Raw genomic sequence first — 16,237 nt, forward strand, 5'->3', positions numbered from 1 at the left:
TTTCGATGTTCCGGATCTCGGCCCGTCTGCGCGGCCCGGCGGCCTGCCGACCGACTCGCAGCGACAGGCCGCGTGCAGGGCCGAGCCCTGCGCGACGCATCATGCGGCATACGTGCCGTGCAAGAACGCGCCGGCGCGATGCCGGCGACGGAGTGGCAACGGAACTGCGCGAACCGTCGAAACGAACGGTTCGCGACAGCCGGGAATCAGCCCGGCGCCCGAAGCGGCACGCCACCACCGCCGGTGGGCGGCGGTGGCGGTGGCGGCGTCGTGGTGAGCGGTGTGGTTTTACTTATCGGGTTCAATGTCAGAGAGTTGCGCCGCTTGCAACAGCCTCCAGCCAGTCGCGACTGCGCGAGCGTCGCGCGATCGATCTTCTCCATCTTTCCTGCTCCTTGGGTTGAAAACAATTTGGCCGAACTTGCCGCGATCGCCGGGCACGGCACATCACTGGTACGACATCGTGAACGTCGCGAGACCGTTGGCCGTGCCGGCCTTGATGTCCGACGCCGTGCGGATGTAGCGCGCCGAGAACGGCGCTTCGTAAATCGCGTTACTGACGTTGCCGATCTGGACCTGGTTCGGATTGCCGGCTACGGACGAATCGGGGCCGAACGAGATCGGCCGTGCGTTCGACAAGATCTGGATGCCGAAGCCGCGCGCGGTCGAGTCGCCCGTCAGCGACAACACATTCGAACGGTTGTTCGGCGACGAAACGTCGGCGAAGGTCACCGCAATCTTCGACGACACGCCTCGGCAATCAATCGAGATACCGAGCGGAACCGTGGATGCCGCACTGCCGACCTCGCCGAGCGTGTGCGCGGCGATCCGGCCGAAACGTACCTCCACTTTGCTCGACGTAACGGTGCAGCTCTGAGACGCGACCGTCATCAGCGGCGTCGACAGCGTGACCGTCGACGCGGTCAGACCGCCGATGCGCTGCGTGACGAGCAGTCCGCCGGTGATCATCGCGTTGGGTGGCACGTCGCCCGTCTTGACGAGTTCCAGCACGACCGGGGTGCCCAGATAGCCGTAGCACTTGCCGCTCGCCGGGTAGCCACACTGCGACGGGGTATGGAAGACCGACACCGGTACGGTGTACGAACCGGTGTCCAGCGCATCGCCGCTCGCTAGGCGGCGCACCCGGTAGCCGAGGCCCTGGGTACCTGTCGGAATGATGCCGTTGGACGATTGCCACCCCGATCCGCTCTGGTTTTCGACGGTCGTCCCCGTCGTGCAGTAAACACCGACCGGATACGCTTGGTTATACGAATAGTTATATCGCGCGCTTGCGATCACGGTGCCCGCCGGCGCATCGCGCGGCACCGTGACGCTGGCCGGCAGCGCAAGCGATACGCGATAGACGCCGCCCGTGCCGAGCTCGCACGCGGCCATCGCACGCGACGGCAGGCAGGCAAACGCCAGCAGCGGCACGCCGGCACAGACGCCGAGCAGGTGGCGGCGCGCCGCCGGGATAAATGGCATGCGCTTCAGCGTGTTGCCACGACTTTCGTCATTCACTGGAATTGCCCTTCGACTCATGATCGACTCCGCGAGCCGCCGACGCTGCCGCCACGTCAGCCTCACCACGCTATTTCAGGGACCATGTATGTCGTTCGCCGCGGCCCGGTGCGTGATGTCGTTTCGCGTCTCTTTCGACGCACGACACGACGCGGCCCATCCGATCTTCGTCGGTCGACTGCATGCGAAATCGCTACCCGATCCTCAACAGGAACATGGCCGCTTGCACAAGGCGCCCGCAAGCATCGACCAAGCGATGTTGCCGTCCGCCCTCTGAGCTAGGCGCCATTCTCGTGCGCGGCTGCGGCGAAGCCAATCGGACGAGTCAGAAATTTCGGGACAAAGTGCGCGCGCGGCAGGGCTTTCGCGCGAAATGTGTGAATGGTTAACGAGGGCTTTCAGTTGCGCGTGAGCGTGCCCGAATCCGGCTGTAGTAGTGGATTTGCCGTGAGGGAAGCCCAAGCGAGAGTCGGATTTGCATCAGGAAGTGTTGAGCATCGATCGCGGCAGGCAAAACAGCTGCCTGGAATCGCCGCTTACGCTCCGCCGGAAATTTTCGGCAACTGCCAGCCATAGCGCACCGCCGCCATCCGCAGCGCAAAGCACACGACGCCGCCGAGCACGGCCGCGACGACGGGCGGGCAACCGGCACGGCGCGACGACACGACGAGCGCCGCACCGAGCAGCGCCGCACTCGCATAGATGTCGGCGACCAGGACGACCGGGATCCTCGCGAGCAGGACGTCGCGCACGACGCCGCCACCGCAGCCGGTAACCGCGCCCATCAACGAGGCAATGAACGGATGCATCCGGAATTCGAGCGCCTTCACCGCGCCGGCGACCGCGAACAACGCGAGGCCGGCCGCATCGAGCGTCGTCAGTAGCGCAGGCGAGAACGCGGCGACCCGCGCATGAAAGACGAACGTGAGCAGCCCGGACGCGAACGCGAGTGCCGGATAACGCCAGTCGAGTACGGCACTCGGCGGCCGCGCGCCGATCAGCAGGTCGCGGATCACGCCGCCGCCGAGCGCGACGACGAGCGACAGCACCATGACCCCGAACAGGTCGAGCCCGGCGTGGATCGCCGCAATCGCGCCCTCGATCGCGAACACCGCCGTGCCCGCGAGATCGGCGGCGAGCACGATTCGCTCGATGCGCTTCATGCGAGCGAATGGCCGGCGTGCGGCATCGTCCGGTTGCAACGGGCGTCGCGACACGCAGGGGTGCGATTCGGCCGTGTGCCGACGTGCTGGTGCCATCCAGATGCCATGCGCGCGTTGTGGATCATTGCGGTCTCCCCGATCGAGATCGAGGAGTCTAACGCATGGTTCGCGCACCGCTTGCGGCCGCGCAGAAAATGACAAAGCCGCCGACAGCAGGACATCAGCCCTGCCACCGGCGGCTCGCGATCGACATCGGGCTTCCGGTCTGAACCCGGAAGCCCGCGCACGTCGCTCAATGCACGCCGAGGTACGCCTTCACCGCCGGCAGGCCCGGCTTGCCGTCGATCGTCGTCACGCCGGCCAGCCACTTGTCGAGCGATTGCGGATTCGCCTTCAGCCACTCGGTCGCGGCCTTGTTCGGGTCTTCCTTGTTCATGATCGGCAGCATCACGTGGTTCTCGATCGACGTCGTGAACTGCAGGTTCGACACGAACTTCGCGACGTTCGGGCAGCGCTGCGCGTAGTCGGGCGGCGTGGCCGTCAGCACCTTCGCTTCGCCGAAGTTCGGGCCGAACACATCGTCGCCGCCGGTCAGGTAATCGATCTTCATCTGCACGTTCATCGGATGCGGTTCCCAACCGAGAAACACGATCCACTGCTTGTCGCGCGCCGCGCGATTCACCTCGACCAGCATCCCGGCCTCGCTCGACTCGACCAGCTTGAACTTGCCGAGGCCGAACTGGTTGCCGTCGATCATCTTCTTGATCAGCGCATTGCCGTCGTTGCCGGGCTCGATCCCGTAGATCTTGCCGTTGAGCTTGTCCGCGTACTTCTGGATGTCGGCGAACGACTTCAGGCCGCCCTGGTACACGTAGTCCGGCACCGCCAGCGTGTATTTCGCGCCGGTCAGGTTCGGCGTGGCGAGCACCTTGATCGTGCCGGCCTTCGTGAACGGCTGGATGATCGGGTCCATCGTCGGCGACCAGTAGCCGAGGAATACGTCGATCTGCTTGCTCTTGATGCCGGCGAACGTGATCGGCACCGACGCGATCGTCTTGGTCGGCGTGTAGCCGAGACCCTGCAGCATCGTCGCCGCGAGGCCGGTGGTGGCCGCGATGTCGGTCCAGCCGACGTCCGCGAAGCGCACGTTCTTGCACACGGACGGGTCGGCCGCATAAACCGCCGACATCGGCGCGGCAACCCCGATCCCGCATACCGCTGCGATCAATAAGCGCTTCATCTGTCTTCTCCTCAAGGTGACGTCGTTTTTCATGGGTGCGGGATCGATTGTTGAAGCCGCGCGCCACGATCCCGGCGGCGTCGCGGAACGACATGGGTCGCCCGGTCGCGTCAGCGTCCCGGCAGCCGGCGCTCGTAGCTCGGCGCATGACCGAACTGCGCGCGATACGCCTTGCTGAAGTGACACGGCGAATGGAATCCGCACGTCGTCGTCACACGCGCGATCGACGCGTCGGTCGTGCGCAGCAGGTCGCGCGCGCGTTTCAGCCGCAGCGTCAGGTAATAGTGGGTCGGCGATACGTTCAGGTACACCTTGAACATCCGCTGCAGGTGCCGCTGCGACAGCCGCACGAGCCGCGCGAGTTCCTCGAGCGACAACGGCTCCTCGATGTTCGCCTCCATCAGCCGGACGACCTCGATCAGCTCGGCGCGCGAGAAGCCGACGCGCGCATCGACCGGAATCGGCTGCGTGTCGGTCGAGCTGCGGATGCGCTCGAGGATGAACTGCTCGGATACCTGCGCGGCCAGTTGCTGGCCGAAACGCATGCCGACGAGATTGAGCATCAGGTCGAGCGGTGCGGTGCCGCCGGTGCAGGTGAGCCGGTCGCGATCGACGACGAACAGCTCGTCGGCAAACCCGACTTGCGGAAACTCCGCATGCAGCGCGGACAGATTCTCCCAATGCACGGTGCAGCGGTAGCCGTCGAGCAGCCCGCCCGACATCAGCGCATACGCGCCGGTGCAGATGCCGCCCAGCGGCAAGCCGCGTTCGGCGAGCGCGGCGAGCGTGTCGCGTGCGCCGTCGTCGACCACATCGCGGATGCGAATTCCGCCGCACACGATCATCACGTCGGGCAGGCTCGTGTAGTCGAGCGCCTGGGTAGGACGCACCGCGATGCCGTTGCTGGCATGCACGGGCGCGCCGTCGAGCGAATAGATCGACCACCGGTAGTGGTCGGATCGCCCGACGTAGTTCGCCATCCGAAGCACTTCGACCGCGCTGGAAAACGCGATCATCGAAAAATTCGGCAACGTGAGGAAGCCGAAGTGGGCAAGCGACGAAACCGGTGAAACGCAGGCGGCGGGCACGGCGGCGGCGGCGGCGGACGTCACATCGGGCTCCTGGCGAACGGTTGAGCAGGGTGCAGGACGCCAGCCCCGCGGCATGCGCCGCGAAAGGCCGGGGTCGAATCGGGGAACGCGGCCGGCAGACAAGCCGGCCGCCGGTGGCTCAGGCTTGCGCGGGCTCGGCCTTCGCGCGGAACAGCTGCTTGAGGCCCGAGAACAGCGGTGCCTTCACGGTGCCCGGCGCGCGGCCGAAGCTCTCGGTGATGCGGTCGAGAATGATCGCGAGCAGCACGACCGACAGACCGCTTTCGAAGCCGAGACCGATGTCGAGGCGCTGGATACTGGCGAGCACGTCGTTGCCGAGGCCGCCCGCGCCGACCATCGACGCGATGATCACCATCGACAGCGCCATCATGATCGTCTGGTTCACGCCCTGCATGATCGACGGCAGCGCGTTCGGGAACTGCACCTTGTACAGCAGCTGCCACGGCGTGCACCCGAATGCCTGGCCGGCTTCGACGATCTCGCGGTTCACGTGACGGATGCCGAGGCTCGTCAGGCGCACGGCCGGCGGCATCGCGAAGATCACCGTAGACAGGATCCCCGGCACGCGGCCGAGACCGAACAGCATCGCGGCCGGAATCAGGTAGACGAATGCGGGCATCGTCTGCATCAGGTCGAGGATCGGACGCACGATCGCGGCGACCCACTTGCTCTTCGCGGCCCAGATGCCGAGCGGAATGCCGAGCACGAGGCTGATGATCGTCGACGACAGCGTGAGGCCGAGCGTGATGACCGTCTGATCCCAGAAGCCCGTCGCGAAGATCAGCAGCAGCGACAGCGTGGTGAATAATGCGAAGCGCCAGCCCACCCGCCACAGCCCCACGCCGATGAAGATCGCCATCATCAGCCACATCGGGATCGCCTGCAGGCTATGTTCGACGAACGCGGCGAGCCCTTCGATCGCGCGGCCGATCGCATCGAACGTCGCCGCATCATGGTCGAGCAGGTAGTGAACGGACTGGTCGACCCAGGTACCAAGCGGAATCATTTCAGACATGGGAGCCTCGCGAACGCGTGATGGCTTTCAGGATGAGTGCGCGGTCGACCGAGCCGCAGTAGCAGCCGTCGTCGTCGACGACGGGCAATGCATTCGGGCTCGCGACCACACGCGCGACGACGTGTTCGAGCGACGCATCGCGCCGGATGCTTTCGATCGGCCGCACGGACGGCGTGTCCTGGCCGATCGCATCGCGCGTGACGAAGCCGCGGATCTTGCGTGCGGCGTCGAGCACGAATGCGTACTCGGCGCTGCCGTTCAGCGTTGCCGCGACGTTCGCGGCATCGAACTTCGACATGGTCGGCACGGCGCCCGTCTGCATCAGGTCGCCGGCAGTGAGATAGCGGCTGGTGTCGATGCCGTCGAAGAACGCACGCACGTAATCGTCGGCCGGGTTCGCGATGATGTCCTGCGGCGTGCCGACCTGCACGAGGCGGCCGCCTTCCATGATCGCGATGCGGTTGCCGATACGCAGCGCCTCTTCCAGATCGTGCGACACGAACATGATCGTGCGGCGCTGTTCCTTCTGCAGTTGCAGCAGCACGTCCTGCATTTCGCGGCGCTTGAGCGGATCGAGCGCGGAGAACGCCTCGTCCATGATCATCAGCGACGGGTTCACGGCCAGCGCGCGGGCGAGGCCGACACGCTGCTGCATCCCGCCCGACAGCTCGGACGGCAGCTTGTTCGCGAACGGCGCGAGGCCGACCTGCTCGAGCACGTCCATCGCACGGCGCTCGCGTTCCTTCTTGCCGACGCCGCCGACCTCGAGGCCGAACGCAGCGTTCGACACCACGGTGCGATGCGGCATCAGCGCGAACGACTGGAAGACCATGCTCATATCCTTGCGGCGCAGCGCGGTCAGCGCCGAGCGGCGCGCCGACGCGACGTCGAGCCCGTCGATCAGCACCTTGCCGGCGCTCGGATCGACCAGCCGATTCACGAGGCGGATCAGCGTGGATTTGCCGGAGCCGGACAGGCCCATCAGCACGAATATTTCGCCTTCCTGCACGTCGAACGATACGTTGTGCACGCCGACCACCTGACCGGTACGCTTGAGCACATCGTCTTTCGTCGCACCGGCGGCGAGCATGTCGAGCGCCTGTTGCGGGTTGCTTCCAAACACCTTGCACAGACCTTCGACCACGACCTTGGGGGCATCCATCGAAACCTTCTCCTCGTGTAGCGGGGACTCACGCGTGTTCCTAGCGTGCCTACATAGTTGCCAGAAAAAACCCCGACCTGCCGACGAATTACGACAAACGCTTGCGCAAATACGACACGCCCGCAAGCCGCGCCAGGTGGGGCGCGGCGCCCGGCGGCACCCGATTGCGGCGACGCAATACCCGCACGTCCAGCAACGACGGGCATCGCGCGCCGGAATGGTGCGAAGCAGCGCGACGTGAAAGAGGCCCAGTTTTGCGCAAATCGGCAGCGGGCGCACGTCGTTTTGCGACAATTTCACGTCCGATCGGACTGTGTCAATTGCGTCATGCCGATAAAGCGAATGGTCGTTCGAAAATAAGGCATCGCGAACGCGCGACAGCCACGTTTCGCGCCCCGCCCGCAACCCAGAAAATCCCGCACGGCCGCTGTGATACATTGCCGGCAACCACACCGCCGCCAGCGGTACGCGCATGCCGGTTCGCCTGCCGGCCATACCGCACCAGCCTCGATCGGGCCGCGCGACGATCGAAGGACGATAACGAAATGAGAGAGGGAGCTAGGCGATGAATTGGGCTTTTGCCGCAATCGGTTTCATCGTGGGCGGTATCGCCGCGTTGTTCGGGGATTTTTCGGCTGCGAACGGGGCGCTGCTCGGTGCAGCGGTCGGGTTCTGCATCGGCCACGCGCTGCAGCAACACAAGCGCAAGACCGGCGGCACGACACCCGACGCGTTCGCGATCCCGACGACGCCTGCGACGTCGCCGCCCCCACCCGTTCCGCTCGCCGAGCGCGTCGCGCGTCTCGAAGCGACAGTCGATGCGCTCACACGCGAGCTCCAGGTGCTGCGTGGCCAACTCGCCGGCGGGAAGGCCGGCGCCGCCGCGACCGGCAGCGCCGCGACAGCGCCCGCTCCGACTCCGGCCATCGTCCCGTCATCGCCCGCGTCGAGCGCGCCGCGCCCATCCGTGCAATCCGCCACCGCGAGCGCCGGCACGCCGTCGTCGACCTCCGCGCCGGTGCCCGCGCCGGCTCCCACGCCGATGCCCGTCACGCACCCGAGCAACGCACCGGCCGCGGCCGGCGTACCGACGAATGCGCCCGCAACGACCACGCCGCCTGCCCCGCCTGCCCGACCCGCTCCGCCTGTCCCACCGGTACCGCGTGAACCCGGCATCGCCGACCGCGCGTTCCGCGCCGCGCGCGACTGGCTGCTCGGCGGCAACACGGTCGTGCGCGTCGGCATCATCGTGCTGTTCTTCGGCGTCGCGTTCCTGCTCAAATACGCGGCAGACAACAACATGCTGCCGATCGAATTCCGCCTGGCCGGCACGGCGCTCGCCGCGGCCGCGCTGCTCGCGATCGGCTGGCGCGTACGCGCGCGCCGCGCGGCGTACGGCCTCGTGCTGCAGGGCGGCGGCGTCGGCATCCTGTACCTGACGATCTTCGCCGCGACCAAGCTCTACGCGCTGCTGCCGGTTGGCGCGGCATTCCCGCTGATGGTTGCGGTATGCGCGCTGAGCGCGTTCCTCGCGGTGAGGCAGAACGCGCTGCCGCTCGCGTTCATGGGCAGCGCGGGCGGCTTTCTCGCGCCGGTGCTGCTGTCGACCGGACACGGCAGCCATGTCGCGCTGTTCAGCTATTACGCCTTGCTCAATGCGGGCATCTTCGCGATCGCGTGGTTCAAGGCGTGGCGTCCGCTGAACCTGCTCGGCTTCGTGTTCACGTTCACGATCGGCGCGGCATGGGGCGTGACCGCGTACCGCCCCGCGTTGTTCGCGACCACCGAACCATTCCTGATCCTGTTCTTCCTGATGTATGTCGGCATCGCGCTGCTGTACGCGGCGAAACGCGAGCTGGCGCTGCGCCACTATGTGGACGGCACGCTCGTGTTCGGCACGCCGATCGTCGCGACCGCGCTGCAGGCGTCGCTCGTGAAGGGCATGCCGTTCGGGCTCGCGTGGAGCGCGGTCGCGCTGTCGGCGTTCTACGTCGCGGTCGCCGCGTGGCTCGCGCGGCGCCGCGAGCGCCTCGCGCTGCTGTTCGAAGCGATGCTCGCGCTCGCGGTGATCTTCGCGACGCTCGCGATACCGCTCGCGTTCTCGGGCCCGACCACGAGTGCCGCGTGGGCAATCGAAGGCGCGGCGATCGTGTGGGTCGGCGTACGCGAGAAACGCCTGGCGCCGTTCGGCTTCGGCTTGCTGATGCAGGTCGCCGCGGCCAGCGCGTTCTTCACGAGCCTGCTCGGGCCGGCCGACGCGAACGCGCTGCCGGTGCTCAACAGCCCGTATATCGCCATGCTGCTGATCGCGCTTGCCGGGCTGTTCACCGGCTGGTGGTTGCACGGCCGCGACGAAGCACGCGCGTGGCACGCATGGATGCCCGACCTCGGTGCAGCCGCTGCGGCGTGGGGATTGCTGTGGTGGCTGAGCGCCGGGCTGCACGAGATCCTCGTCTACGCGAGCCGTCACGTCGATCTGCACGCGGACCGCTTCGTCGTCGATGCAACCGCGCTGTTCGCCGCCGTCACCGCGTGGCTCGCCCACGTCGCGCGCCGCAAGCTCGCGTGGCCGATCGCCGAATGGCCCGCGCTCGCGTTGACGCCGGTGCTCGCGCTGCTCGCATTGCGCGCGTTCGATGCGCATGAGGCGCCGTTGTCGGGAATGGGCGCGTTCGCGTGGCCAATCGCCGTTATCGGGTGCTATGCGCTGCTTCTGCGTCAGGCGCGCGGCACGGCGGACGCCGGCTCAGTGGCGGGGGCCGCGGGGGTGGCGGGCACGACCCGCACGTCGGCCGTGGCGGCGATCGCCACGCCGGTCATCGCGCCGCTGCATACGCTGATGTTCTGGACGTTGTGCGGGCTGTTCTCGCTCGAAGGCTTCTGGCGCCTGCGCGCGTTCGTGCCTGAAGGCGCGTGGAGCTGGAGCGCATGGGCTTACGGCTTCGGCGTGCTGCTTCTGCTCGTGGCCGGCCCCGGCTCGCGCCCGCGCTGGCCGATCGCCGTGTTCCCGCGCGCGTACCAGGTGTGGGGCGCCGCGCCGCTTGCCGCGCTGCTGTGGCTGTGGAGCCTCTCCAGCGTATCGAGCGACGGCGATGCGTCGCCGCTGTTCTGGCTGCCGCTGCTCAACCCGCTGGACGTCGCGCAACTGCTGATCTTCGTCGCGTTCGCCGCATGGCTGCGCCGCCTGAAAACGCTCGGCGTCAACTGGCATCCGCTCGCGATCGACCTTGCCGCGCTCGCGACCGTATTCCTGTGGTTCAACGCGCTGTTGCTGCGCACGCTGCATCACCGTTTCCACCATGCGTACGACATCGACACCGTGCTGTCGTCGTTCGGCATCCAGCAGGTGTTCATGGTCGGCTGGAGCCTGTTCGCGTTCGCCAGCATGTGGTTGACGCGCCGCGACGGCATCGCGCGCGTGTGCGCGCTCGCGTCGCTGCCGCTGATCGTCGTGATGTGGGTCTGGACCTTCTATGCAAACTTCACGCAGGACGGCGGCAGCTGGGCGCGCGTCCCGCTGCTCAATCCGCTCGATCTCGTGCTCGTGGTGGTCTATGCGCTCGCCGCGTCGTGGTTCGTGCGTGCGCACCGGCTCGGCTGGTCGTTCGGCAACTATCGTGTCGAACTGCTCGGCGCGGCCGGCGCGACGGCCTTCCTGTGGCTGAACGCGATCCTGCTGCGCACGTTGCATCACTGGACCGGCGTGCCGTACGCATTCGATGCGATGGCGGAATCGACGCTCGTCCAGGCGTCGGTCTCCGTGTACTGGACGCTCTGCGCGCTCGCGACGATGATCTGGGCCACGCGTCGCGGCTTGCGTCCGCTGTGGTTCGTCGGCGCCGCACTGCTCGCGCTCACGGTGATCAAGCTGTTCCTGTTCGACCTGTCGCACGTCACCGGCATCGAACGCATCGTGTCGTTCATCGGCATCGGCGTGCTGCTGCTGTTGATCGGCTATTTCTCGCCGCTGCCGCCGAAGGCCGCGGTCACACCGGACGAGAGCCCACGATGAAACGACTCGCAGCCCTGCTCGGCCTGAGCCTGCTGACGTCGTTCGCGGCAGCCGGCGGCACGCCCGGCGCCGAACGCGTCGCGCAACGCTTCGCGCTCGACCTCGACGGCAGCGCCGCGTACTACCAGCTCACCGTGCCGCAAGCCGTGTATGCGGGCAGCCGGCGTGACGATCTCGGCGACGTGCGTATCTTCAACGGCGCCGGCGAACCCGTACCGTATTCGCTCGATGCGCCCGCGGCCGCGGCCGTGCCGCCGTCGCGCACGCCGGTGCACTGGTTCCCGCTGCCGCCGGCCCGCACCGACGATGGCCAGACGCCGCTCGGCGTGTCGGTCGCGCCGGACGGCTCGCTGCGCGCGGCCGTCACCGCACCGGCTCGCGCGAAGCACGCGGCCGATCTCGTCGATTTATCGCATGCGGATAGCGAAGTCGATGCGCTGCTCGTGCATGTGAGCGACGACAGCTACCAGGGGCGCGTCACCGTCGACGCGAGCGACGACTTGCGCAACTGGCGCTCGCTCGGCAGCACGCAACTGCTGAAGGTCGGGCGCGGCGGCGACATGCTGGTGCAGGAACGCATCACGCTGGAAGGTACGGCGCCGCGCTACCTGCGGCTCGACTGGGTCGACGGCGCCCCCGCGATCGGGTCGATCGAGATCGAAACGCGACCGCGCGACGCACGCACCGCGGACACGGCAGCCGTGCCGCGTCAATGGCGCGACGCCGCGCACGTGCGGGCCGGCGGCACGCCCGGCGAGTATCTGTTCGAGACCGACGGCGCGTATCCGGTCGACCGTGTGCGCATCGACCTGCCGCAACCGAATACGGTTGCGCGCGCAACCGTGCAGAGCCGCCCCGATGCGCAGGCGGCATGGCGCGACGTCGCCGAAGCCGTGCTGTTCCGGCTCCAGGGCAAGGGCGGCGAACAACGCAACCCGCCGCTGGCGTTTCCGTCGAATCCGGATCGCGCCTGGCGAATCGTCGTCGACATGCGCAACGGCGGGCTCGGCGGCGGCCAGCCGGCCGTCGCGGTCGGCTGGCATCCTGCGGCGCTGACCTTCGTCGCGCGCGGCACGCCGCCGTTCACGCTCGGCGTCGGCAATGCGTCGCTGCCGTCGTCGGCCGTGAGCCGCGATGCGCTGCTGGTCGGGATGGCGCCGGAAGTGCGGCCTGCGCGCGTCGGCGCGGCGTTGCCGGCCTCCGCGGTGCCGGTGGAGTCGGCCGATACGGATGCAACGCGCCGGTATGTGCTGTGGGGTGCGCTGGTCGTCGCGGTCGGCGTGCTGGGCACGATCGCCTGGCGGCTTGCGCGCGGCGGCGGCGATACGCCCAAGCGCGACGAGTAAGGCCACGTCACCGAGGCACGAGCGCTACCGCGAACGCTTGGAGGCCGATCCCGCGTGCGAGGCCGCGTTCCGCCATGCCGAAGAAACGCGCTGCATCGTCAGCGACGAACGCAGCTTCTTCCGGCCGGTGTTCGAGTAACGCCCGCGCATCGCGCCCCGTTTCAGGCGCGGGACGAAAAAAAGCCCCGCCTGCATCCGCGCGGCGGGGCCAACCCATGTCAGTAGAGACATCATGGAGGAGACGAGCCCATCTTATCGAGCCTGGCGCGCCGTCCCAACCAAGCATTTCTGCTATTCATTTGCGCCACCGCGCACACCCTCGACCCGCACGCACGGCATATCGATAGAACGAAAAGTCGTTTTCAGAGTGGCTGCGGGGTCGTTACCATTTGGTTTTAAGCCTGTGCTTAGCCGGGCAAGCCATCCCCAAGGAGCGCCCCTTGACTGCATTCGATCAACACCGCCGCCCGTTCGTGGTCGGCATCGGCGGCACCACCCGAGCCGCGTCGTCGACCGAGCGCGCACTCTCGTTCGCGCTGCGCGGCGCGCAGGCCGCCGGTGCACGCACGCGCCTGTTCGACGGCCCGTTCCTCCACACGCTGCCGCACTACGCCCCCGAACACAAGACGCTGACCGATGCGCAGCGCGAGCTGATCGACACTGTGCGCGAAGCCGATGCGATCATCATCGCGACGCCCGGCTATCACGGCGGCGTGTCCGGCCTCGTGAAGAACGCGCTCGATACGCTGGAAGAACTGCGCGCCGACGAGCGCCCGTATCTCGACGGCCGCGCGGTCGGCCTGATCGTCACGGCCTACGGCTGGCAAGCCGCCGGCACCGTGCTGACGTCGCTGCGTTCGATCGTCCACGCGCTGCGCGGCTGGCCGACCCCGTTCGGCGCCACCGTGAACACGCTCGAAACGCGCTTCGACAGCGCCGACAGCTGCTCGGATCCGAAGGTCGTCGCGCAGCTCGAAACCGTCGGCTCGCAGGCTGCCGAATTCGCGCTCGCGTTCGCGTCGCATCGCGCGGCCACGCACGCGGCATCGGTCGACGCGCTCGCGCCCGTGCTCAAGATCGCCAACCAGTAACCTCCGCCTTCCCACCGCCCGCGCCCGGCCGACGACGTTCGCCGCGCGCGGGCGGCGCGTGTTCGACGATTCCCTCGATTCCGACGACTCCGACGATTCGGCGCGCATCGCGCTGACGCCCGTGCTGCATGCCGACTCCCCGCGCCAATAACGATTCAGCCCGTCACGTGATTTGCATTGGCCGAAAGATTGGTTCACGCGGACAGCGGGTTTTCGTACGCTGAAAGCCCGAACCCTCCATGGGCACCCCATGAACCGCACGATCCGCTACAAGGGCTACGAAGTCGCTCCCGCTGCCGCCCGGCTGCCGAACGGGCTGTTCGCCGCGAACCTCACGATCGAGAAGGCCACCGGCGGCCCGTCGCCGCGTGCCGTGTCGTTCGATGCGATCGATTTCTTCTTCGAAGAGGAACACGCGCTCGCCTACGCGTCCCGCTGGGGACGCCTCTGGGTCGACACGCAGGCCTGAGCGCGGCACCGGGCAGCTATCGTTTGCCAATGGAGTCGAGCGACATGCTGGCTTTCCGAGACCACGGCGCGGCGGAACCTGCCGTTATGGGTGGAAACGGAGATCCAGGCATGGATTCGATTGATCATCGAGGCAGACGCCTCGGCAACCCGATGACACGCATCGACGACCAAGGCGCAGCGTTGGTGTCGCGCCGATCCAATGGCGTGACGGATCGCCATCGTGGCGCCTTGGCACCGACCTTCAGATGCTCCGCTGGTTCACGCGCTGCGACAACGCTTCCGCGCTTTCCTTCCGCTCGCTGTACCGGTCGACCAGATACGGACCGACGTCGCGAGTCAGCAGCGTGAACTTCACCAGTTCCTCCATCACGTCGACGACCCGGTCGTAATACGCCGACGGCTTCATCCGCCCCGCTTCGTCGAACTCCATGAACGCCTTCGCCACCGACGACTGGTTCGGAATGGTCAGCATGCGCATCCAGCGCCCGAGCACGCGCATCTGATTGACCGCGTTGAACGACTGCGAGCCGCCGCTCACCTGCATCACCGCGAGCGTCTTGCCCTGCGTCGGCCGCACGGCGCCGACCGACAGCGGAATCCAGTCGATCTGCGATTTCATGATGCCGGTCATGGCGCCATGCCGTTCCGGCGAGCACCACACCATGCCCTCCGACCACATCACGAGTTCGCGCAACTCGACGACCTTCGGATGACTCTCCGGCGCGTCGTCCGGCAGCGGCAGGCCGCTCGGGTTGAATACGCGCACCTCCGCACCCATCGCCGTGAGCAGGCGTTCGGATTCCTCGACCAGCAGGCGGCTGAACGAACGCTCGCGCACCGACCCGTACAGCAGCAGGAACCGCGGCGGATGGGTGGACGGTGATGCCATCCGCAAGCGGCTCGCGTCCGGCACGCGGAAGAATTCCGGCGCGAGTTGCGGCAGGTCGGTCAGTCGGTCGGTCATGAAAGGGTTCTCTGGTTGGCTCGCGCGCATTCGTACCAGCCCTTCGACCGGTTCACGACGCGCACCACGAGCAGCATCGCCGGCACTTCGATCAACACGCCGACGACGGTGGCGAGTGCCGCGCCCGAATGGAAGCCGAACAGGCTGATCGCGGCCGCGACGGCGAGCTCGAAGAAGTTGGATGCGCCGATCAGCGCGGACGGGCACGCGACGTTATGCTGCTCGCCCACCGCGCGATTGAGCCAGTACGCAAGCGCTGCATTGAAGAACACCTGGATCAGGATCGGCACCGCGAGCAATGCGATGACGAGCGGCTGCGTCAGGATCGCTTCGCCCTGGAACGCGAACAGCAATACAAGCGTCGCGAGCAGCGCGGCGATCGACCACGGGCCGATCCGTGCCATCGCGGCCTCGAACGCCGCCTGCCCTTGCGCCAGCAGCCACCTGCGCCAGAGCTGCGCAAGGGCCACCGGAATCACGATGTAGAGCACCACCGACGTGAGCAGCGTCGCCCACGGCACGGTAATCGCGGACATCCCGAGCAGCAGCCCGACCAACGGCGCGAACGCGATCACCATGATGCTGTCGTTCAGCGCGACCTGCGACAGCGTGAAGAGCGGGTCGCCGCCCGTCAGCCGGCTCCATACGAACACCATCGCGGTGCACGGCGCGGCGGCCAGCAGAATCAGGCCGGCGATGTAGCTGTCGAGCTGCTCCGCGGGCAGCATCGGCGCGAACAGGTGCCGTACGAACAGCCAGCCGAGGAACGCCATCGAGAACGGCTTGACGAGCCAGTTCACGACCAGCGTAACGCCGATTCCCTTCGCGTGACGGCGCACCTCATGCAGCGCGCCGAAGTCGACTTTCACGAGCATCGGGATGATCATCACCCAGATCAGCAGCCCGACCGGCAGGTTGACCTGCGCGTATTCGATACGGCCGATCCGCTGGAATACGCCGGGCAGCATCTGGCCGAGCGCGATGCCGGCAACGATGCACAGCGCGACCCACACCGTCAGGTAGCGTTCGAAGAAATTGATCGCCGGCTTCGCGACGGCGTGGCGAGGCGGAATGATGTTGGACGTGTTCATCGGACAGGATTCGATACGTGAAAACGCGCACGGCGCGCCGTGATGCGAG

At 67.2% G+C, this 16,237-nt stretch carries 12 protein-coding genes and 2 pseudogenes; 5 read left to right on the plus strand and 9 right to left on the minus strand.

Annotated elements, in window-relative coordinates:
- Window positions 1–206: 206 nt before the first annotated feature.
- From C7H84_RS36590 to C7H84_RS28740, 7 genes and pseudogenes are all read right to left on the minus strand, one after another.
- The gene (locus C7H84_RS36590; RefSeq protein WP_162999392.1) at window positions 207–383 is read right to left on the minus strand and encodes a hypothetical protein; all 177 of its coding nucleotides are present in this window, start codon (window positions 381–383) and stop codon (window positions 207–209) included.
- A 64-nt stretch (window positions 384–447) separates the two neighbouring features.
- Window positions 448–1,542, minus strand: coding sequence for a fimbrial protein (locus C7H84_RS28710; RefSeq protein WP_162999393.1), 1,095 nt, complete (start codon window positions 1,540–1,542; stop codon window positions 448–450).
- Window positions 1,543–2,057: 515 nt separating this feature from the next.
- Window positions 2,058–2,684 carry a trimeric intracellular cation channel family protein gene (locus tag C7H84_RS28720; RefSeq protein ID WP_121861963.1) on the minus strand — a complete coding sequence of 209 codons (627 nt, stop codon included), beginning with the start codon at window positions 2,682–2,684 and terminating at the stop codon, window positions 2,058–2,060.
- A gap of 292 nt (window positions 2,685–2,976) precedes the next feature.
- Window positions 2,977–3,924, minus strand: coding sequence for a choline ABC transporter substrate-binding protein (locus C7H84_RS28725; RefSeq protein WP_121861964.1), 948 nt, complete (start codon window positions 3,922–3,924; stop codon window positions 2,977–2,979).
- 110 nt (window positions 3,925–4,034) lie between these two features.
- A complete protein-coding gene (locus C7H84_RS28730) occupies window positions 4,035–5,036 on the minus strand; it encodes a GlxA family transcriptional regulator (protein ID WP_121861965.1) in 1,002 nt (333 codons plus the stop codon).
- Window positions 5,037–5,154: 118 nt separating this feature from the next.
- Entirely contained in the window at window positions 5,155–6,051 is an 897-nt protein-coding gene (gene choW / locus C7H84_RS28735) for a choline ABC transporter permease subunit (RefSeq protein ID WP_121861966.1), read from the minus strand.
- Window positions 6,044–7,339, minus strand: a pseudogene (locus C7H84_RS28740) (glycine betaine/L-proline ABC transporter ATP-binding protein); the annotation flags it as partial. The gene choW and the pseudogene C7H84_RS28740, both read right to left, overlap by 8 nt.
- A gap of 439 nt (window positions 7,340–7,778) precedes the next feature.
- Here C7H84_RS28740 and C7H84_RS28745 point away from each other — a divergent pair.
- The 5 genes and pseudogenes from C7H84_RS28745 (at window position 7,779) to C7H84_RS28765 (ending at window position 14,131) form a co-directional block, all read left to right on the plus strand.
- Window positions 7,779–11,225 (plus strand): DUF2339 domain-containing protein, encoded by a 3,447-nt coding sequence (locus tag C7H84_RS28745; RefSeq protein ID WP_121861967.1) that lies wholly within the window; start codon window positions 7,779–7,781, stop codon window positions 11,223–11,225.
- On the plus strand, window positions 11,222–12,571 hold the full coding sequence (locus C7H84_RS28750; protein ID WP_121861968.1) for a DUF3999 domain-containing protein: 1,350 nt from the start codon (window positions 11,222–11,224) through the stop codon (window positions 12,569–12,571). The genes C7H84_RS28745 and C7H84_RS28750 overlap by 4 nt, the downstream gene beginning before the upstream one ends.
- Before the next feature lie 16 nt (window positions 12,572–12,587).
- A pseudogene (locus C7H84_RS36970) lies at window positions 12,588–12,710 on the plus strand (NIPSNAP family protein); the annotation flags it as partial.
- 301 nt (window positions 12,711–13,011) lie between these two features.
- Window positions 13,012–13,662 (plus strand): NAD(P)H-dependent oxidoreductase, encoded by a 651-nt coding sequence (locus tag C7H84_RS28760; RefSeq protein WP_059466925.1) that lies wholly within the window; start codon window positions 13,012–13,014, stop codon window positions 13,660–13,662.
- A 250-nt stretch (window positions 13,663–13,912) separates the two neighbouring features.
- A complete protein-coding gene (locus C7H84_RS28765) occupies window positions 13,913–14,131 on the plus strand; it encodes a transcriptional regulator (protein WP_096502005.1) in 219 nt (72 codons plus the stop codon).
- 243 nt (window positions 14,132–14,374) lie between these two features.
- On the opposite strand, the gene arsH is transcribed toward C7H84_RS28765, so the two are convergent.
- Window positions 14,375–15,097 (minus strand): arsenical resistance protein ArsH, encoded by a 723-nt coding sequence (gene arsH / locus C7H84_RS28770; protein WP_121861970.1) that lies wholly within the window; start codon window positions 15,095–15,097, stop codon window positions 14,375–14,377.
- The gene (gene arsB / locus C7H84_RS28775) at window positions 15,094–16,188 is read right to left on the minus strand and encodes an ACR3 family arsenite efflux transporter (protein WP_121861971.1); all 1,095 of its coding nucleotides are present in this window, start codon (window positions 16,186–16,188) and stop codon (window positions 15,094–15,096) included. Before arsB ends, arsH begins: the two co-directional genes overlap by 4 nt.
- Window positions 16,189–16,237 lie beyond the last annotated feature (49 nt).

This window comes from Burkholderia sp. Nafp2/4-1b (genome assembly GCF_003635165.1).
GTDB lineage: Bacteria > Pseudomonadota > Gammaproteobacteria > Burkholderiales > Burkholderiaceae > Burkholderia.

Bases quoted from the DNA above. Each gene is read 5' to 3' on its own strand.
- C7H84_RS28710 (WP_162999393.1), bottom strand. From the start codon at position 1,542: ATGAGTCGAAGGGCAATTCCAGTGAATGACGAAAGTCGTGGCAACACG.
- C7H84_RS28745 (WP_121861967.1), top strand. From the start codon at position 7,779: ATGAATTGGGCTTTTGCCGCAATCGGTTTCATCGTGGGCGGTATCGCC.
- C7H84_RS28720 (WP_121861963.1), bottom strand. From the start codon at position 2,684: ATGAAGCGCATCGAGCGAATCGTGCTCGCCGCCGATCTCGCGGGCACG.
- C7H84_RS36590 (WP_162999392.1), bottom strand. From the start codon at position 383: ATGGAGAAGATCGATCGCGCGACGCTCGCGCAGTCGCGACTGGCTGGA.
- arsH (WP_121861970.1), bottom strand. From the start codon at position 15,097: ATGACCGACCGACTGACCGACCTGCCGCAACTCGCGCCGGAATTCTTC.
- C7H84_RS28765 (WP_096502005.1), top strand. From the start codon at position 13,913: ATGAACCGCACGATCCGCTACAAGGGCTACGAAGTCGCTCCCGCTGCC.
- arsB (WP_121861971.1), bottom strand. From the start codon at position 16,188: ATGAACACGTCCAACATCATTCCGCCTCGCCACGCCGTCGCGAAGCCG.
- C7H84_RS28750 (WP_121861968.1), top strand. From the start codon at position 11,222: ATGAAACGACTCGCAGCCCTGCTCGGCCTGAGCCTGCTGACGTCGTTC.
- choW (WP_121861966.1), bottom strand. From the start codon at position 6,051: ATGTCTGAAATGATTCCGCTTGGTACCTGGGTCGACCAGTCCGTTCAC.
- C7H84_RS28725 (WP_121861964.1), bottom strand. From the start codon at position 3,924: ATGAAGCGCTTATTGATCGCAGCGGTATGCGGGATCGGGGTTGCCGCG.